This is a genomic window from Mycolicibacterium confluentis (assembly GCF_010729895.1).
In the GTDB taxonomy this organism is placed as follows: domain Bacteria; phylum Actinomycetota; class Actinomycetes; order Mycobacteriales; family Mycobacteriaceae; genus Mycobacterium; species Mycobacterium confluentis.
Window position 1 is genome coordinate 5145149 of the sequence record NZ_AP022612.1, and the last position, 18152, is coordinate 5163300.

Below are 18152 nucleotides of genomic sequence, written 5' to 3' on the forward strand. Positions count from 1 at the left end.
TGCTCAGGCGTCGAGGCGGGCGAACCGGCGGCCTCGGTACTGCTCAACGCACGCCGAGCGGCGCACCTTGCCGCTGGTGGTGATCGGAATCGAACCAGGCGGAACGAGAACGAGATCCGCGATGGCCAGACCGTGCGAGTTGGAGATCGCCGACGTGACTTCCCGCTTCACTACGGCGAGCTTCTCAGCGGCCTCCTGCGACTCCCCCCGATCCCTGACTTCCGCGATCACCACCAGCTTCTCGGTCTGACTGTCCGGGACGGCGATCGCCACGCACCGCCCATGCGTGACCTCTTGGATGGTTGCCTCCAGGTCGTCGGGCGAATGGTTACGCCCGTACACGATCAGCAGGTCCTTGATACGTGCGACGACGAACAGCTCACCGCCGAAGACGAAACCCGAATCACCTGTGCGCAACCAGGTTCCGTCGGGAGTGTCCGGAGACGACCCGACGATCTCGGAACCGAATGTGGCTGCAGTCTCGTCCGGCTTCTGCCAGTAGCCCTGTGCGACGTTGTCACCGTGCACCCAGATCTCGCCGACCACCCCCTCAGGGCACTCGTGGCGGGTCTCAGGATCGACAATGCGGACGGTCGGCGACTGCGGCATCCCGTAGCTGACCAGCGGTGTGCCACTGCGGCCTTCGGCGCGCTCCGCCGTTCCGGCACTGAGCTTGTCGGCGTCGAACCGCACGATGACCGGCGGTTCGACAGCGGCGCGGGTCGCCACATAGACAGCAGCCTCTGCAAGGCCGTAGGACGGCCGGATCGCAGTGTCGGGCAGGTTGAACTGCGCGAAGTGCTGCGTGAAGCGCTGCAGTGCAGCCGGATTCACCCGTTCGCTGCCGGTCGCGATGGTCTGCACGTCGGACAGATCCAGCCCCGCCATGTCCTCCGCCGACGTTTTACGCACTGCCAGTTCGAACGCGAAATTCGGTGCTGCCGTGTATGTTCGGCTGTTGCTCGCGGCCAGCTGCATCCACCGTGCGGGACGCTGCAGGAAAGCCATCGGACTCGTGAGCACTGCGGGAACTCCGAGCAGAACGGGCGCACAGATTCCCAGGTATAGACCCATGTCGTGGTAGAAGGGCAGCCAGGACACAATCGTGGTGCCCGGCGGCGGAATTCGGCCGTGTACGGAGAAGAAGTCGAATGCCCACTGCTGGTAGTTCGTCATGATGTTCTTGTGCGACATGACAACCCCGGCGGGCGTACGCGTCGATCCCGACGTGTACTGCAGGTACGCGATCTCCGGGACGTCGTCCTCCGACGGACCGGGCCCGGGTTGGGCCTCCAGGTCCACCTTGTCGATCTCGACGACTGAGGGCGCGGGTCCGTCGGCGCCGGCTTTCACATAGTCGCCGATCAGACCGACGACGGACGACGTTGTGAGGACGACCGACGGGGCTGCGTCGGCCATCACCGAACTGACGCGCTCGTCACTGACACCGCCTTGGGGGACCGCGAGCGGCACTGCGACAATTCCCGCGTGCAGCGATGCGAGGAACGCGACGATGTACTCAAACCCCTGCGGCGCCAGGATCACCGCCCGGTCGCCCACCGACACGAGTCTCCCGAGTTCGTTGGCCAGGTTGCGCACGCGCCGATACAGCTGCGCCCAGGTGAGCGTCTCGACGGCGCCGTTCCAGTCCTTGTCGTAGTCGACGAACGTGTACGCGGTGTCATTGGGCTGCATACTCGCCCGCTCGCGCAGCACTGTCGGAACCGACGTCTCAGTCACGCATTTCAAAGTACCGCCGCGAACGTCATCGCAAAGCGAAATGACGTTTGCTAGCTAAACAAACGACTTTGAGGCGGACCTGACGTCACTGGACCGTGCGGGCCAACCGGTCGGCGATCAGACTGGCGAACCTGGCCGGATCCTCCGGCACATCACCCTCCGCGAGAAGGGCCGTGCCGTAAATCAATTCTGCGGTCTCGTCCAGCGCTGAGTCGTCATCTGCCCGCTGGGCGTAGGCCTGCTGTAGGCCCGTGATGAGCGGGTGCTTCGGATTGAGTTCGAGGATGCGTTTCCCGACCGGGACCACCTGCCCCGACGCCCGGTACATGCGCGCGAGCGCAGGCGTGATGCCGAAGTTGTCGGTGATCAGGCAGGCCGGCGACTCGGTCAGTCGCGTGGACAGTCGCACATCTTTGACGTGCTCGGTCAGAGTCTCCTTCAGCCAGGTCAGGAGGTCGGCGAAGTCCTTCTGCTGCTCCTCGCGCTCAGCCTCGTGCTCGGCCTTCTCCGCCTCGGTGTCGAGGTCCACTTCGCCCTTGGCGACCGATTGCAGCGGTTTCCCGTCGAACTCGGTCACCGACCCGGTCCAGACCTCGTCGACCGGGTCGGTCAGCAGCAGGACCTCGTAGCCCTTTGCCTTGAACGCCTCCAGATGCGGCGACTTGAGAAGCTGCTCGCGCGACTGCCCGGTGGCGTAGAAGATCTGCGTCTGGCCCTCCGGCATGCGTTGGACGTAGTCGGCCAGAGTGGTGAGCTCGTCCTCGCCGCGGGTGGAGGCGAACGACGCGATGCGCAGCAGGGTGTCCTGGTTGTCGACGTCCGACATCAGCCCCTCTTTGAGGGCCGCGCCGAACTGAGTCCACAGCGTGCGGTAGTCCTGAGGCCGCTCCGACTGCAGGGTCTTGATCGTCGACAGCACCTTCTTGGTCAGGCGGCGGCGGATCGCGGTGAGCTGCCGGTTCTGCTGCAGAATTTCCCGGGAGACGTTGAGCGACACGTCCTCTGCGTCGACCACACCCTTGACGAAGCGCAGATACCTGGGGATGAGTTGGTCGCAGTCATCAGTGACGAAGACCCGCTTGACGTAGAGGTGCACCCCGGTACCGGCGTCCCTGGTGAACAGATCGAACGGCGCATGCGACGGGATGAACAGCAGCGCCTGGTACTCGAAGGTCCCCTCGGCCTTCATGGAGATGACTTCGAGCGGATCGTCCCACGCGTGCGCGATGTGCTTGTAGAACTCCTTGTACTCGTCCTCGGAGACCTCATCTTTGGACTTCGCCCACAGGGCCTTCATGGAGTTCAGGGTCTGCGTCTCGACACTGACGGTCTCCTCGCCACCCTCATCGGCGGGAGGCGTGCGGCGCTCCACCTGCATCCGGATCGGCCAGGCGATGAAGTCTGAGTACTTCTTCACCAGTTCCCGGAGCTTCCACTCCGAGGTGTAGTCGTGCAGTTCGTCTTCGGCATCCTCGGGCTTCAGGTGCAACGTCACCGAGGTGCCCTGAGGGGCGTCGTCGACGGACTCCACGGTGTACGTGCCGTCGCCGGTGGACACCCACCGAGTCGCTTCGCTCTCGCCGGCCTTGCGGGTGAGGAGTTCAACCCTGTCGGCCACCATGAACGTCGAGTAGAACCCCACACCGAACTGACCGATGAGCTCGTCGGATTCCGAGGCCTGCTTGGCGTCGCGCAAACGTTGCCGCAACTCGGCGGTTCCCGATTTGGCCAGGGTGCCGATCAGGTCCACGACGTCCTCGCGGGTCATCCCGATGCCGTTGTCCCGAACGGCCAAAGTGCGGCCGTCCCTGTTCACCTCCAACTCAATGTGCAGGTCGGAGGTGTCGACATCCAGTTCCTTGTTCCTCAGCGACTCCAGCCGAAGCTTGTCGAGGGCATCGGACGCGTTCGAGATCAGCTCGCGAAGAAACGAGTCCTTGTCGGAGTACACCGAGTGGACCATGAGGTCCAGAAGTTGACGCGCCTCGGCTTGGAATTCGCGCTGTTCGACATGTGCAGTCATGTGATTCCGTTCGACGATCTCAACCGATTACAGACAGCGCGGAAATGATACCGATCCCGGATCTGTGGGTGCGCAGTCTTCCGAAGCGCACCGCATCAGATTCGCCGGTGCTCCCACACCGCACTTGCTGAGGACGGGGCTTGCGCAGGTAATGCCTTGGCCTATCCCCAAAGGGTGGCCGACCATGTTTGCCCGCACGATCTCGCGAGCACACTGCGGCCACTGACCACCGGTCGTCAGGAGCGGTCCTTTCAGCGCGCCGCATCTTGGGCTGGCATGGACATGTCGCCGCATACCGGGCCGCCGATCCCGTCACTCGTGTGCCGCTCTCCCGCCGTCGCCCTGCGAACGTCGAATCCTCAACCAGGGCACCTGATCTTGAAACCGATCCACTCAGCACTCACACCGAAAATCGCACCCTCCGTCCCTGTAGAACAGCAGGTCCTGCGGAGTTTCCTTCGACACCGACGGTGCATGGCGCGCGCGCCGCACGGCCCCGTCGACGACCGTGGCATCCGTAATCGTGAGCAAACCGTAAGAAGACCTATCCACCCCTACCTTGATTAGCCGGATCCCGGGACAACGGCCCCGGACGCAATTACCGTGGCGGAGGGGTCAGCCTGCTGACGCACACCGAGATCCGCGGACGGAAAGTCGTTCGACACCTCCGCGGATTTCAGTCGTCGTCGCGGGCGGGAGGGGATTGAACTTAGCTGGCGTTTGCGCGTCGCTGTGTTTAAAGGGGAGGACATGGTTTCTATCGAAGGCGTGCGGGATTCGCTGTCCGCACCGGATTCATCTGTTCCACCGAGCAGAACCGGCGCAATGCCCGCGGCAGCGGTTGCCGTCATCGGAATGGGCTGTCGCCTTCCCGGCGGGATCGACTCACCCGAACGACTGTGGGAGGCCCTCGTTCGAGGTGACGACCTCGTCACCGAGATTCCACCAGACCGGTGGGACGCCGATGACTTCTACGACCCCGAACCGGGTGTACCCGGTAGGTCCGTCTCGAAGTGGGGCGCGTTCCTCGATGACGTCGCCGGCTTCGACTCCGAGTTCTTCGGGATGGGTGACCGTGAAGCCACCGTGAGTGATCCGCAACACCGGCTGCTGCTCGAGACCTCATGGGAGGCGATGGAACACGCCGGCATGAATCGCGAGATGCTGGTCGACTCCAAAACCGGTGTCTTCCTGGGACTGACGCACAACGACTACCAACTGTTGGCCGCGGATGCGGGTGCGGTGGAGAAGCCCTATGGCTTCATCGCCAACAGCTTCAGCCTGGCGTCCGGACGCATCGCCTATGCGCTGGGGTTGCACGGTCCCGCGCTCACCGTCGACACCGCGTGCTCTTCGGGTCTGGCGGCCATCCACCTGGCATGCCGCAGTCTGTCCGAGCACGAAAGCGACATGGCCCTGGCCGGCGGAGTCGCGCTGGCACTGGACCCCCGGAAATGGGCAGCAGGCTCTGCGGAGGGAATGCTGTCTCCGACCGGGCGCTGCCACGCTTTCGACGCCGACGCGGACGGGTTTGTGGCCGGTGAGGGCTGCGCCGTGGTGATGCTCAAACGGTTACCGGATGCGTTGCGCGACAACGACCGGATTCTGGCGGTCATCCGCGGAACAGCGTCGAACCAGGACGGTCGGACCGTCAACATCGCGACGCCGTCCCAGACGGCACAGGTCGCGGCGTACCGCGATGCCTTGGCTTCGGCAGAGGTGGATCCGAGCAGTGTCGGCATGGTGGAGGCGCACGGCACCGGCACGCCCACCGGTGATCCGATCGAATATGCCGGCCTGGCAGAGGTTTATGGCGTTGACGGCCCCTGCGCACTGGCATCGTCGAAGACCAACTTCGGGCACTTGCAGTCGGCCTCGGGCGCGCTCGGACTCATGAAGGCCGTGCTCGCCCTGCAGCGCGGAGTCGTCCCGCAGAATCTTCACTTCAACCGTCTTCCCGACCAGATGGCACAGATCGACACCAAGCTGTTCGTCCCGCAGGAGACCATCCCCTGGCCGACGAACGGCGGCGCGGCACGACGCGCGGCGGTGTCGGCGTACGGCGTGTCGGGAACCAATGTCCACGCGATCCTGGAGCAGGCCCCTGAGACCTCGACTCCGTCGAACACGGCAACCGGAGACGCGGACCCCTCAGCGCCGCTGCTGTTTTCGCTGTCCTCGACTTCGGCCGACGAGCTGCGCCGCACGGCGCGGCGATTGGCGGATTGGCTGGACACGAAAGACGATGTGTCACTGCCGGATCTGGCCTACACTCTGGCCCGGCGGCGAGCACACCGCCCCGTGCGCACCTCGGTCATCGCGAGCACCAGCGCAGAATTGAGCGCGGCCCTGCGCGATGTGGCTGACGGTGACACGCCGTATGAGCCCACCGTTGGGCACGACGACCGCGGGCCGGTCTGGGTGTTCTCCGGCCAGGGCTCGCAGTGGGCTGCGATGGGCACTCAACTGTTGGCAACGGAACCGGTGTTCGCGGCGACCGTCGCTGCGGCCGAGTCGGTGATCGCGGAGGAGTCGGGCTTCTCGGTCACCGATGCCATCACATCATCGAGCACCGTGACGGGCCAGGACAGGGTGCAGCCGACCCTCTTCACGATGCAGGTCGCCCTGGCCGCCACCCTGCGGTCCTACGGTGTGGTGCCCGCCGCGGTGATCGGGCACTCGCTCGGTGAGGCCGCCGCGGCCGTCGCGTCCGGAGCGCTGTCGCTGGAGGACGGCGCGCGGGTGGTCTGCCGTCGCTCCCGTCTGATGAAGAAGGTCGCCGGCGCCGGCGCCACCGCATCGGTGGAACTCCCTGCGCAGCAGGTGCTCTCCGAGCTGATGGCGCGCGGCATCAGGGACGTCGTCGTGGCCGTGGTGGCCTCCCCCCAGTCCACCGTGGTCGCCGGTGCGGCGCAGACGGTTCACGATCTCGTCGCCGAATGGGAAAAGCGCGACGTGATGGCGCGCGTGGTCCCCACCGATGTCGCGTTCCACTCCCCACAGGTCGATCCGATCCTCGGCGAACTCACTGACGCACTCAAGGACATCACCCCGCTGACTCCTGACATCCCCTTCTATTCGGCGACGCTGTTCGAGCCTCGCGAACAGCCGTCTTTCGACGCGCGGTATTGGGCCGACAACTGCCGCCGCATGGTGCGGTTCGCGACCGCCGTCCAGGCTGCCCTCGAGGATGGGCACCGCGTCTTCGCCGAGCTGTCACCACACCCCCTGCTGGTGCGCGCGCTGCAGCAGACGGGTCAGCACGTCGACGTACCGCTCGCGGCACTGGCCGGTATGCGTCGCGAACAACAACTGCCGCACGGACTTCGGGATTTTGTGGCAGACACGCACGCCGCAGGCGCCTCGGTGGACTTCGCAGTGCTCTACCCGAGCGGCCGACTTGTCGACGCGCCGCTGCCCACCTGGACGCATCGCCACCACTGGCTGAGCGGCGGTGGTCAGGACTCGACGGCACACGGGGCGTGCACGGTCTCGGTTCATCCTCTGCTCGGCGAACACGTCCGTCTGCAGGAGGAACCGGAACGGCACGTGTGGCAGGGCGAAGTCGGCACTAGGGCGCAGCCATGGCTGGGAGACCATCAGGTGCGCAGTGTGGCGGTGCTTCCCGGCGCCGCGTACTGCGAGATGGCGCTGGCCGCCGCGCGGGCCACCCTTGGCGAGGCCGTCGAGGTTCGGGACATCAATTTCGAGCGTGCCCTGCTGTTGGACGAACAGACCACCGTCGGTGCCTCGGCCTCGCTGTCGGCGCGGGGCGTCGCCGAATTCACTGTGGAAACCACACAGGAGGGCGAGCAGACGCGCCAGGCGGTGGCCACTCTTCGCGCGGCGGAGGACGAAACGCCGCCCGCCTATGACATGTCGGCCCTGGTCGCCTCGCACCAGAACCGAGAAGACGGCGACGACGTGCGCAGCCGCATGGATCAGCGCGGGCTTCAGTACGGTCCGGCCTTCGCCGGCCTCGGGGCGGTGTACACCGGTGACGACACTGTGGACTCGGTGCTCGCCGAGGTCGCACTTCCGCGTCAGATCCGCTCGCAACAGGACGCCTACCAAGTGCATCCGGCCCTTCTGGACGCCTGTTTCCAATCTGTCGAATCACATCCCAAGGTCCGGGCGTTGGGCGACGGTGCGCTCGGTCTGCCGCTGGGCATCGCTCGGCTGCGCGCCTACGGACCAACTCGCAACGTGCAGTACAGCCACACCCGGGTGACCAAGGCCGACTCCTCCGGCGTCGAGGCCGACATCGACCTTCTCGATGAGCACGGAACGGTCCTGCTGACGGTGCAGGGACTGCGTCTGGGCACCGGGATCTCCGAGGAGGCCCAGCAGGACCGCGTCCTGGCCGAACGGCTCCTGACGATCGAATGGCGGCGCCGGGACCTGCCCGACGTCGAATACGCCGACGGCGGGAGTTGGCTGCTGATCAGCACCACCCCGACCGGCGATGCGGTGGCCTCGGGACTGACCAACGCACTCAAGTCCCATGGCGCGCACTGCACGACGATGTGCTGGCCGCAACAGAGCGAGGCCGCCCCCCTCGCGCAGGAACTGCAGGACCACCTGCGGTCCGGGGGCCTGAGCACAGTGGTGATCCTCACCGGACCGCAGAACGGCCACAGCGCAGACCAGTCCCCGCTGATCGGGCGCGAGTCTGTGCAGCACCTGGTGCGCATCGCCCGCGAACTGCCCGAGAGCCCTGGTGAACCTCCCCGCCTCTATGTCGTGACCCGGTCCGCGCAGACGGTGTTGCCGGATGACCGGCTGAATCTGGAACAGGCGGGGCTGCGGGGTTTGATGCGGGTGATCGCGATCGAGCATCCCCATCTGCGCGCCACCCAGATCGATCTGGATGACGCCACCGGTGGTGAGCAGCTTGCGCAGCAACTGCTCGTGAGCTCCGACGAAGATGAAACCGCATGGCGTGACGGCCAGTTCTATGTCGCGCGACTGACCCCGACCCCGTTGGGCGCCGAGGAACGTCGAACCGCCACCATCAACAACGATGATGCGGGGATGCGGCTGCACGTCCGCACTCCCGGTGACCTCGAGTCGATGGAATACCTGGCGCGCCAACGCGTTACGCCCGCCGAGGGACAGATCGAGGTCGCAGTCCACGCGTCCAGCATCAACTTTGCCGACGTCCTGGTTGCCTTCGGTCGCTACCCAGCGTTCGACGGGCGACTCCCGCAGCTGGGGATCGATTTCGCCGGGGTGGTCACCGCCGTCGGGCCCGGGGTGACTGAGCACAGAGTCGGCGACCGTGTCGGCGGCCTGACCGCCGACGGCAGTTGGGGGACGTTCATCACCTGCGAGGCCGACTTGGCGGCCACCGTGCCGGACGGGTTGGACTACGCGGAGGCCGCGGCGCTCACCATCGCCACCGCGACCGCCTGGCATGGACTCAACGACATGGCCCGGATCCAGGCCGGGGATAAGGTGCTGATCCACTCCGGAACCGGCGGGGTCGGCCAGGCGGCGATCGCGATCGCCCGCGCCGCCGGCGCAGAGATCTTCGCGACGGCAGGTAACAACAAGCGCCGACAGGTGCTGCGGGACATGGGTATTGAACATGTCTACGATTCCCGCACGCTCGACTTCGCCGATCAGATCCGCCTCGACACCGAGGGGTACGGCGTGGACATCGTGCTCAACTCGGTGCCCGGGGCCGCGCAACGTGCTGGACTCGAACTGCTCGCATTCGGTGGACGGTTCGTGGAGATCGGCAAGCGAGACATCTACGGCGACACCCGACTCGGCCTCTTCCCGTTCCGCCGCAACCTGTCGTTCTACGCGGTGGACCTGGCATTGATGTCGGTGAGCCATCCCCGTCGCATCCGCGAACTGCTGAAGACCGTCTACCAGCGCACCGCGGACGGCCTGCTGCCCATGCCGGAATGCACGCACTATCCGCTCAGCGACGCCGCGAGCGCGATCCGAGTGATGAGCGGCGCGAGGCACACCGGCAAACTCGTCCTCGACATCCCGCGCACCGGTGCAAGCGATGTGGTGGTGCCGCCCGATCAGGTTCCCGTTTTCCGTGCCGACGGCTCCTACCTCGTCACGGGCGGTCTCGGCGGACTTGGACTCTTCCTGGCCGAGAAGATGGCCGCGGCCGGATGCGGCCGGATCGTGTTGTCGTCCCGTTCACTGCCCACCCCGCAGGCAGGCGAGACGATCGATCGCATCCGGGCGACCGGCGCGGACGTCGTAGTGGAGCCTGGCGACATCGTCGAACCCGGCACTGCACAGCGCCTGGTGGAGGCCGCCACCGCCACGGGGCTGCCACTGCGGGGTGTGCTGCACGCCGCGGCCGTGATCGAGGACGCAACGCTGCCCAACATCACCGACGAGCTTGTCAGCCGCGATTGGGGTGCGAAAGTGCAGGGAGCCTGGAACCTGCACGCTGCGACGACAGATCAGCCGCTGGACTGGTTCTGCTCGTTCTCCTCGGCGGCTGCTCTGGTGGGGTCACCTGGTCAGGGTGCGTACGCCGCGGCCAACAGCTGGCTCGACGCGTTCACCCGGTGGCGTCGAGCGCAGGGGCTTCCGGCGACCGCGATCGCCTGGGGTGCCTGGGGTGAGATCGGAGCGGGTACCGCCCTGGCCGACAGCGCCGGCATGGCGATCAGCCCGGAGGAGGGCGCCTACGCATTCGACGCTCTGCTGCGTTTCGACCGGGCCTACACCGGCTATGCGCCCATCATGAACGCCCCTTGGTTGGACGCATTCGCGGCGCACAGCCCCTTCGCTGAGGCGTTCCGTTCCACGGCCCAGAGCGGCGCGGGCACAGCCAAACTGCGCGCCGAGCTGGAGGAGCTGCCGCGGGAGGAGTGGCCGATCCGGTTGCGCCGCCTGATCTCTGACCACGTGAGCCTGATCCTGCGACGCAGCGTCGATCCCGACCGTCCACTCGCCGAGTACGGCATGGACTCATTGGGTGCCCTGGAACTGCGCACCCGCATCGAGGGCGAGACGGGAATCCGCATCAGCCCGAAGGACATGACGACGACGATCCGTGACCTCGCGGGTCAGCTGTGTGACGAGCTGGCGCCGGCGGAAGCCGCCTGATGTGGGGCGCGCTCCTGATCGGAGCCCTCATGACGGCCTTCCAGCCCGTACGCCTTGCCATCGTCGCGTTGGTGATCTCTCGGCCCCGTCCGCTGTCGAACCTTTTCGCCTACTGGCTGGGCGGTCTGGCGCTGGGCATCCCGGCCATGCTGATACCGCTGTTCGTGCTGCATTCCACGCCGGCGATCGAGTCCTTCACCACGAACATGACCACCAGCGGTTCGCTGCGTCATGTGCAGGTGAGTCTCGGGGTGCTGGCGTTGGCGATCGCGGTGGTCCTGATGGCTCGCGCGTCGTCGCGCCGCAGGGAACCCGCGCCGGCCGCGGCCGGGGGATCCTCGGCGGTGCTGGTGCAGGATCCGAGTCCGCCGCCGTTGGCGGGCCTCACCGGTCCGGCCGCCGACGAGGAGCGCGGATCCCGTCGTCGCGGTCTGTGGGCCCGTGCCCGTGCCGCCTGGGAGAGCGGGTCGCTGTGGGTCGCGGCCGTGATCGGCATGGCGACCGGCGGGCCGTCCCTGGACGGCATCGTGTTGGGCACCGCGCTGATCGTCACCTCGGGGGCCTCGGTCGGGACGCAGGTCCTCGCGGCGCTCGCGTTCACCTTCGGCGCGCTCATGGTGGTCGAGGCCATTCTGCTGTGCTCGGTGTTCGCGCCGGTGAAGACCAAGTCGGTGCTAGAGATTGTGCACGACTGGGTGCAGCGGCACCGGCGCGGGATCGTGGTCGTGTCGACGCTGCTGATCGGGGTGGTGCTGTTGACGCAGGGTCTGACGGGCTAGTCGGCTGACCGGCGCCGCTGGGGGCTATCGCGCCGGGCGTACTCCTCCAGGATGTCGGCGGCGCGCCGGCAGCTGACGGCGGCATCTGACATCTGACTGCCCAGCGCGCGGGCGCGTTGCGTGCAGTCGGATTCCAGAACCCGGGTGAGGTCCTTGACCAGGGTCTTGGGTGTGGTCTTGGCGAAGCGCCGCGCGTATCCGGCGCCGAGGCGCTTGAGCTGACCACCGTAGAAGGACTGCTCGGGCAGTAACCACAGCGCGAGGGTGGGCACCCCGGCGCGCAGCCCGATCGGGATGGTTCCGGCGCCGCCGTGATGCACCACTGCCCGGCATTGCGGGAAGACCGCTGCGTAACTCACCGAGGTCACGAGTTTGACGTCGTCGGGGACGCGGAGGCCGGCCATATCGCTCCATCCCGCCACCACCAGTGCCCGCGCACCCAACTCCGCACACGCGGAGGTGATCATGTCCATCATCTCGGCGGGCGACTTGACCGGGATGCTGCCGAACCCGAACAGGATCGGCGCCGAACCGGCGGCGATCCAGCTGAGCACCTCATCGTCCACCTCGGTGGCCATCTCCATGGTGAGCGCCCCGACGAACGGGCGTTGACTCTCCCACTGCGCCCACTCGGTGGCCAGACCCGGGAAACAGATCGGGTCATAGGCCTGGATCTCCAGCGTGCCGCGCGCGATCAACCGGCCCGGCGCAGGTGTTCTCGCCGGCGCCAGGCCGAGTTCGGCGCGCTGGGCGTTCTCGATACCCTTGGTCAGCCGCCAATACAGCCAATCGTTGAGTTCGACCATCCAGCGCACCAGCGGCGCCGGCAATCCGGGAACCAACCGGCCGTTGGGCCGTTGCGGATAGAAGTGCAGGGCGACCAATGAGATGGCGTTGCGCTCTGCGACATTGGCGACGACCTCCGGAAAGCTCGGACCGGTGATCACCACGTCCGCGCTGTCGGTCACCACGAGCAGGGTGCGATTCATCTCGGTCCAGCACTCCCGGACCGGACGAAAGAGGTTTCGGTACAGCCTGATCAGGCCCGTGACGTTCCAGAACCTGTGGGTCAGTGCGTGGAAGAAGTCGCGTGCCGCCTCGACCGGAGCCCGCACGTCCAGACCGTACTCCACCGCCGGCAGTCCCCCAGATTCGACGAACCCCACCTGGTCCGGCGGCACGGCCAGCCGCACCTGATGGCCGCGGCGCACCAACTCCCGGCCGATGACGACGCAGGGCTCGACGTCACCGCGCGTTCCATACGAGGCGAATACGAACTTCACCGGCCGCTCCCGTGCCATTCGCTGCGATCCCCCCAGGCGTTCGCCTGTCGGTGTCGATCAACCCGCCTGTCGCTGTGGGGGCGGGCCCGCCACAAACTCGTCGAGGTGTGCCGCGGGTTTCAGGTTGAGCAGGTGCTCACGGTCGGCGGCCAGATCCTCGTAGCTGAGCGCATCGATCTGCTCTGCGGTGAACGACAGCATCGACTCGGGAACGCCTCGACGCACCAGACCGACACCGAAATCGCAGTCGAGCACCGCCACCTGCAGGTCCGGACGGAAGCTGCACAGGTGGACCACAGCCTTCCAGACGTCACCGCTCCAGTTGACGTTCCACCAGTGGTTCCGCCGGCGAAAGTCGGTGTAGGAGTCCGCCGGTGTGGCGATCGACGCGCGCGCCGGGTTGCAGTCATGGACGACGATCACCCCGTCGTCACGCAGGTGCCGCAGCGTGTTCTCCACGTCGCGCAGGGCCTGTTCGCTGGTGTGGAGTCCGTCGATCAGGGCGACATCGATGCCGGTTCGCTCGAGGAGTGCGCCCTGCTCGGCGAAGAAAGCGTCGCTGGTCGTCTCGAAGTAGTGCGTGACGCGCGCCTTGGCGTCTGCGAGTCGGCGCGTGCGCGGTGACATCGTGAAAGCTGGGTCCACGGCGATCTTCTCGTCCGCCGCGACACGCATGAACGCCACCCCTTGGGCGACGCCGATCTCGAGGTAGACCGCGTTCGGCCTGCTGGCGAGCGCCCGTTGGACAGCCTTGATCCGGTTCATACCTGATTCCTCCCCGCATCAGATTCCGATCCCCGTCCCCCGGAACCAAGGATAGGGCGAATCCACTGCGGGTGTGACATCGAGACATTCGACCGATGGCCTCGACGGGGGGCGAAACATCCTGCGCGCGAACCTTTCCCCGATCAAGGACCGCCTGCGACCCGCACGGTCGACGCGATCGGGCCCGTGGCGCAAACGGCGGCGGCCGGCGATCAGTCCTTCTGGAAGCAGTACACGCGATACGCGAGGTTGCCCTTGGTGAGCGTCTTCTGCCCCCACTCGGCCTGCATGCGTGCCAGTCCACGCAGGTACGCCGGCATGGTGCGGGACAGCACCGCCTCGGTCCCCGCCCGGCCCGCCTTCATACCGCGGGCGATCTGCGGTTCGATGTCTGCGCAGGAGAGCATCCGCAGCGGCGCATTCGCCAGGTCGTCCTCCCATTCGACGACGCTTCGGGTGACGCGGCAGTCGGTGTACAGGAAGTGCCCGCCAGGCCGCAGGACGCGAGCGACCTCGGTCAGGAAGGTGCTGAAGTGTGGATAGCAGTGCGAAGACTCGACATTGAGTACGGCATCAAATGATTCATCCGGGAAGGGCAGGTCCTCCGCATCGCCCTGCACAAAATCCAAACCCTCCACAAGGTGCCGCCGACGGCAGAAGTCGATGCCGGCCGGATTCAGATCCAGGCCGGCGTACGACGCCGGGCGCAGATAGCGCTTGACGTATGACGCACCGCCGCCGTGGCCACACCCGACCTCAAGCACACCCTTGCCCTCCAGATCAACCTGCGCTGCCGTGCGGTGATAGAGATTGATGCACTCGCGATTCGGTTCATCGTCGGCCTCCAAGGGCAGGCCCAGGGGCGGGTCCTCTTCGTAGCCGTAGTTCAGGAACACCACATCCTCGGGAGCGAACCGGCCTGTAACGAACGGATAGAGGTACTTGTTCGTCAGCTTGATTGCCTTCTCGCCGATTTCGTTCCTCAACGTTTTGTCGAAGGGGTTAATTCGCTCTTTGATGGCCATGGCCGCAGTATTCCAAAGTCATCGACCACACGGAGCGGTGTTCACGCCGAACTCCCAGATTCGACACGATGCCAGTGTTTCCGCGGGTGCGCAGCGCTCGTCCGACACCGGATCTGCATAACTCGAGTTACCGCACATGCGTGCTGCTGCAGCAACATTGAGCGAGGTCCGCTCACCGTGCGTCTCGCGAAACGAACCGCTGCTGCCCGGGCAGAACGGTTGTCACACCGATCTGCGAAGCGTCCGGTCAGCTAAACCGACCGCACCCGACGGCGATGGTCCCGGGAGTCGAAATCGGTTGGTTTCGAGCTTTTTTCACATTCATCCGCCCGGTGCGCCGCGCACTCCGACACAACGGTCCACAGGCGTCGGCAACGCCTTCACACCACTGCTCGATGCGCGATCTTGGGGGACATCTTCTAGGCTGACAGCGGGCTCATACCTGGCTGATGCCGAACTCTGTCGATGTGCGGCGTTGCGCAACCGCCTCGTCCGCGCCATTCCAGGCAAAGCCAATGCGTTGCCCGGTCCGCCCCTGGCATAATCGAAAGGTGCAGACAGAAGAGCAGCGTTCCATCTCGTCCGTGGTGAAATCGCTTGCACAGAAGTGGTATCCCTACGTCACCCGAACAGCGGGAGATGATCTGCTGTTCATCAATGCGGGCTACGAGGAAACTCCACCCATGTCGCTGCCGCTGGAACCCGAGGATGAGCCCGATCGGTATTTCATCCAGCTCTACCACCAGACGGCGACGCAGGTCGACCTGACCGGCAAGCGCCTCCTGGAGATCAGCTGCGGTCACGGAGGTGGCGCGTCCTATATCGTCCGGACGCTGGGGACCGCGTCGGTGACGGGTCTGGATCTCAACCCGGTCGGCATCGAGTTCTGCAGGCGCAAGCACCAACTGCCGGGACTGGACTTCATCCATGGCGACGCGGTGGATCTTCCCTTCGCGGACAACACCTTTGACGCCGTGCTCAACATTCAGGCCTCGTTTGCCTATCCGTCGCTGGCACGGTTCATGTCGGAGGTGCACCGGGTGCTTCGCCCCGGCGGACATCTGCTCTACACCGACCGGCGCAAGAGTCGGCAGGTGCCCGAGTGGGAGACCGCGCTGATCGCGGGTCCGTTGCGTCGGGTGTCCGACCGGATCATCAGCGAGGAGGTGGCCACCGGTCTGGAGCGGAACATGCCGCGGATGACGGAACTGACCCGCTATCCGGCCTTCATCGCCAGAAGGCAGTACGCCAACACGGCACGACAGCTGCGCCGCGGCGACATCTGCTACCGGATGTCGACCTACGTCCGCGACTGATCATCACGCTCCGCGCCCGAACGCCTGACAGCTGTGTCCGGCGCTGCGCTCGACGAGGTCGGCGGCATGCGCGGCACTGTCGGGTGCGCGTGTCATCCGGTGGGCGAAGGCACCCGCTCGCTGTGCGCATTCCGGTTCGAGCACGCGACTGAGATCGTCGAACAGGGTTCTGCGCGTCACCGTGGAAAGCCGTCGCGTCGCACCGAGTTTGAGCATCTCCAGCTGAGCCCCCCAGATCCGCTGGCCCAGCAGCGTCCACAGCACCACCGCCGGCACGCCTGCCCGCAGACCCGCCGTGGTGGCGCCGGTGCCGCCGTGCACCACCGCTCGGCACGCTGGGAACACCGTCGCGTGGTTGACCGCACTGACCACTTTGACATCGTCGGCCCCTCGGACATCATCGAAGCTGGTGCCACCCGCGCAGATCAGTGCGCGCTGACCCAGCTGTGCGCACACGTTCGTGATCATGCTGTAGGTGTCGACGGGTGATCCCAGCGGTACGCTGCCGAACCCGAAGTAGATCGGCGGGTCGCCGTCGGCGATCCAGGCCAGCACCTCGTCGTCGGCCTCCGCCGGCAACTCCAGGGTCAGGCCGCCGACGAATGGCCGCCGGTCACCGTGCTGACTCCACTCGTCCGACAGGCCGGGGAAGACGGGTTCGTCGTACGCCTGGATCTCCAGCCAACCACGGTCGGCAATCCGTTGCGAAACCGGGCGATTCGCCATCGGCATGCCGAGTGCGCGTCGTTGCGCGTTGTCCAGGTTCATGGTCTGCAGAAACCACGCCCAGTTGTAGGAGGTCATGGCGCCCAGCACCAGGGCGGGCGGCCGACGCCGCCCCAGGGCGAGCTGGCCGTTCGGCCGCACAGGCGTGTAATGCATTGCCACCAGCGGGATGTCGTAGTGCTCGGCGACATTGGCGGTGATCTGTTCGAAGAACAGTCCGGTGAAGATGACGTCCGCGCCCCGGCACAGCCTGCGCAGGGTGGGACCGGCCTCGGACCAGACCCTGGTGAGGTGTCGTGACGCCTCCCGCCCGGACACCACCGCTTCGGTGACGTTCCGGACCCCGCCCCGCGACGTGTGCATTCTGCGCTGTGCCTCCAGCGGTTTTCGTGAGTCGATCCCATACGGCACAGCCTCGAGTCCCACCGATTCGACCAGCGGTATCAGGTCGGGTGGAACCGCCAACTGCACGTCATGCCCGCGTGCCTGCAGTTCGCGCGCGACGGCGGCGCACGGTTCGATGTCTCCGCGACTCCCGTAGCTCGCCAGCACAGCCCTCATGTGAATCCCCCACCTCAGTCGCCTTCGCTCCCTCCGTTGGAAACGCTGGTCAGAGAACATCCCCCCGCAGCGATGATGCCAGTCGGTCGGCATAGGACCCCAGCGCATCGGGGTTCAGCATGTCGTGATGCGTGCAGTCCACCGTGTGCGCCGTGATGTCACCGCCGACGAACTGGCGCCAGATCTCGCTGTGTGGCCGGTCGAAATCACCCGTGCTGCGCCCAGCCGAGAAGATCACGACGTCTCCGCCGAAGTGTCCCGGAGTGTGTGATCGCATCAGCGTCTGATTATGGTTCACATTTCTGATCATGGCCTCCACCAGTTGTTTCGGGGGAAGCGCGACGTCGATCGCATGGCGATCGCTGATCAACTGCTGTGCAACGTCATAGCTGATGGGTCCGGCTTCGGCCGGTACCTCCACGTGGCCGGCCCGCAGCACGTGTTCGATGATGTGACTTTCGGTCATCACGTCCTGGCTCTGGATGCTGTTGGCGCCGTAGGAGGCGTCGAGCAGTACGAGCCGCTCGACCGTGCACCCACGCCGCTGCAGTTCGACGGCGACCTCATGGGCGACCACGCCGCCGAAGGACCAGCCCAGCAGTCGGTACGCGTCGCCGGGACTGACCGCCTGGATTCGGTCGGCGTAGGCCACAGCCATCTCGTGCACCGACCCGGCGGCGGCAACCCCGTCCGCCTGCACCTGGTTGAATCCGATCATCGGACAGTCGAGGCGGGCCGCCAATGCGCGGTACGGCCAGCTGAGGCCGAACCCGTCGTGGATGCAGCACACCGGGGTCCCGGTGCCGGTGCTGAGGATCTCCACCGGAAGCACCTCCTCGGTGCTC

The 18152-nt window shown here is 66.1% G+C and carries 10 protein-coding genes; 3 read left to right on the forward strand and 7 right to left on the reverse strand.

Translation table 11 applies throughout. The features are described 5' to 3' along the window. Positions 1–3: 3 nt before the first annotated feature. Entirely contained in the window at positions 4–1740 is a 1737-nt protein-coding gene (locus G6N34_RS24325) for an AMP-binding protein (RefSeq protein ID WP_085152066.1), read from the reverse strand. Between the two features lie 85 nt (positions 1741–1825). Beyond that, on the reverse strand, positions 1826–3763 hold the full coding sequence (htpG, locus tag G6N34_RS24330) for a molecular chaperone HtpG (protein WP_085152067.1): 1938 nt from the start codon (positions 3761–3763) through the stop codon (positions 1826–1828). A gap of 825 nt (positions 3764–4588) precedes the next feature. Here htpG and pks2 point away from each other — a divergent pair. Beyond that, on the forward strand, positions 4589–10852 hold the full coding sequence (gene pks2, locus G6N34_RS24335) for a sulfolipid-1 biosynthesis phthioceranic/hydroxyphthioceranic acid synthase (RefSeq protein ID WP_109788489.1): 6264 nt from the start codon (positions 4589–4591) through the stop codon (positions 10850–10852). After that, on the forward strand, positions 10852–11631 hold the full coding sequence (locus tag G6N34_RS24340) for a GAP family protein (protein WP_085152069.1): 780 nt from the start codon (positions 10852–10854) through the stop codon (positions 11629–11631). The genes pks2 and G6N34_RS24340 overlap by 1 nt, the downstream gene beginning before the upstream one ends. Here G6N34_RS24340 and G6N34_RS24345 read toward each other — a convergent pair. The 3 genes from G6N34_RS24345 to G6N34_RS24355 form a co-directional block, all read right to left on the reverse strand. Further along, entirely contained in the window at positions 11628–12914 is a 1287-nt protein-coding gene (locus tag G6N34_RS24345) for a glycosyltransferase (protein WP_085152222.1), read from the reverse strand. The genes G6N34_RS24340 and G6N34_RS24345 overlap by 4 nt on opposite strands. 57 nt (positions 12915–12971) lie before the next feature. Continuing rightward, the gene (locus tag G6N34_RS24350) at positions 12972–13679 is read right to left on the reverse strand and encodes a class I SAM-dependent methyltransferase (RefSeq protein WP_085152070.1); all 708 of its coding nucleotides are present in this window, start codon (positions 13677–13679) and stop codon (positions 12972–12974) included. A gap of 212 nt (positions 13680–13891) precedes the next feature. Beyond that, the gene (locus G6N34_RS24355; RefSeq protein ID WP_085152071.1) at positions 13892–14704 is read right to left on the reverse strand and encodes a phthiotriol/phenolphthiotriol dimycocerosates methyltransferase; all 813 of its coding nucleotides are present in this window, start codon (positions 14702–14704) and stop codon (positions 13892–13894) included. Between the two features lie 551 nt (positions 14705–15255). On the opposite strand from G6N34_RS24355, the gene G6N34_RS24360 reads away from it, so the two are divergent. After that, complete coding sequence (locus G6N34_RS24360; RefSeq protein ID WP_234812897.1) at positions 15256–16020, forward strand: phthiotriol/phenolphthiotriol dimycocerosates methyltransferase; 765 nt, start codon at positions 15256–15258, stop codon at positions 16018–16020. Between the two features lie 3 nt (positions 16021–16023). Here the strand turns inward: G6N34_RS24360 and G6N34_RS24365 are convergent, their stop codons facing one another. Then, a complete protein-coding gene (locus G6N34_RS24365; protein ID WP_085152073.1) occupies positions 16024–17307 on the reverse strand; it encodes a glycosyltransferase in 1284 nt (427 codons plus the stop codon). Between the two features lie 49 nt (positions 17308–17356). Beyond that, the gene (locus tag G6N34_RS28565; protein WP_456320156.1) at positions 17357–18139 is read right to left on the reverse strand and encodes a thioesterase domain-containing protein; all 783 of its coding nucleotides are present in this window, start codon (positions 18137–18139) and stop codon (positions 17357–17359) included. Positions 18140–18152: the final 13 nt, after the last annotated feature.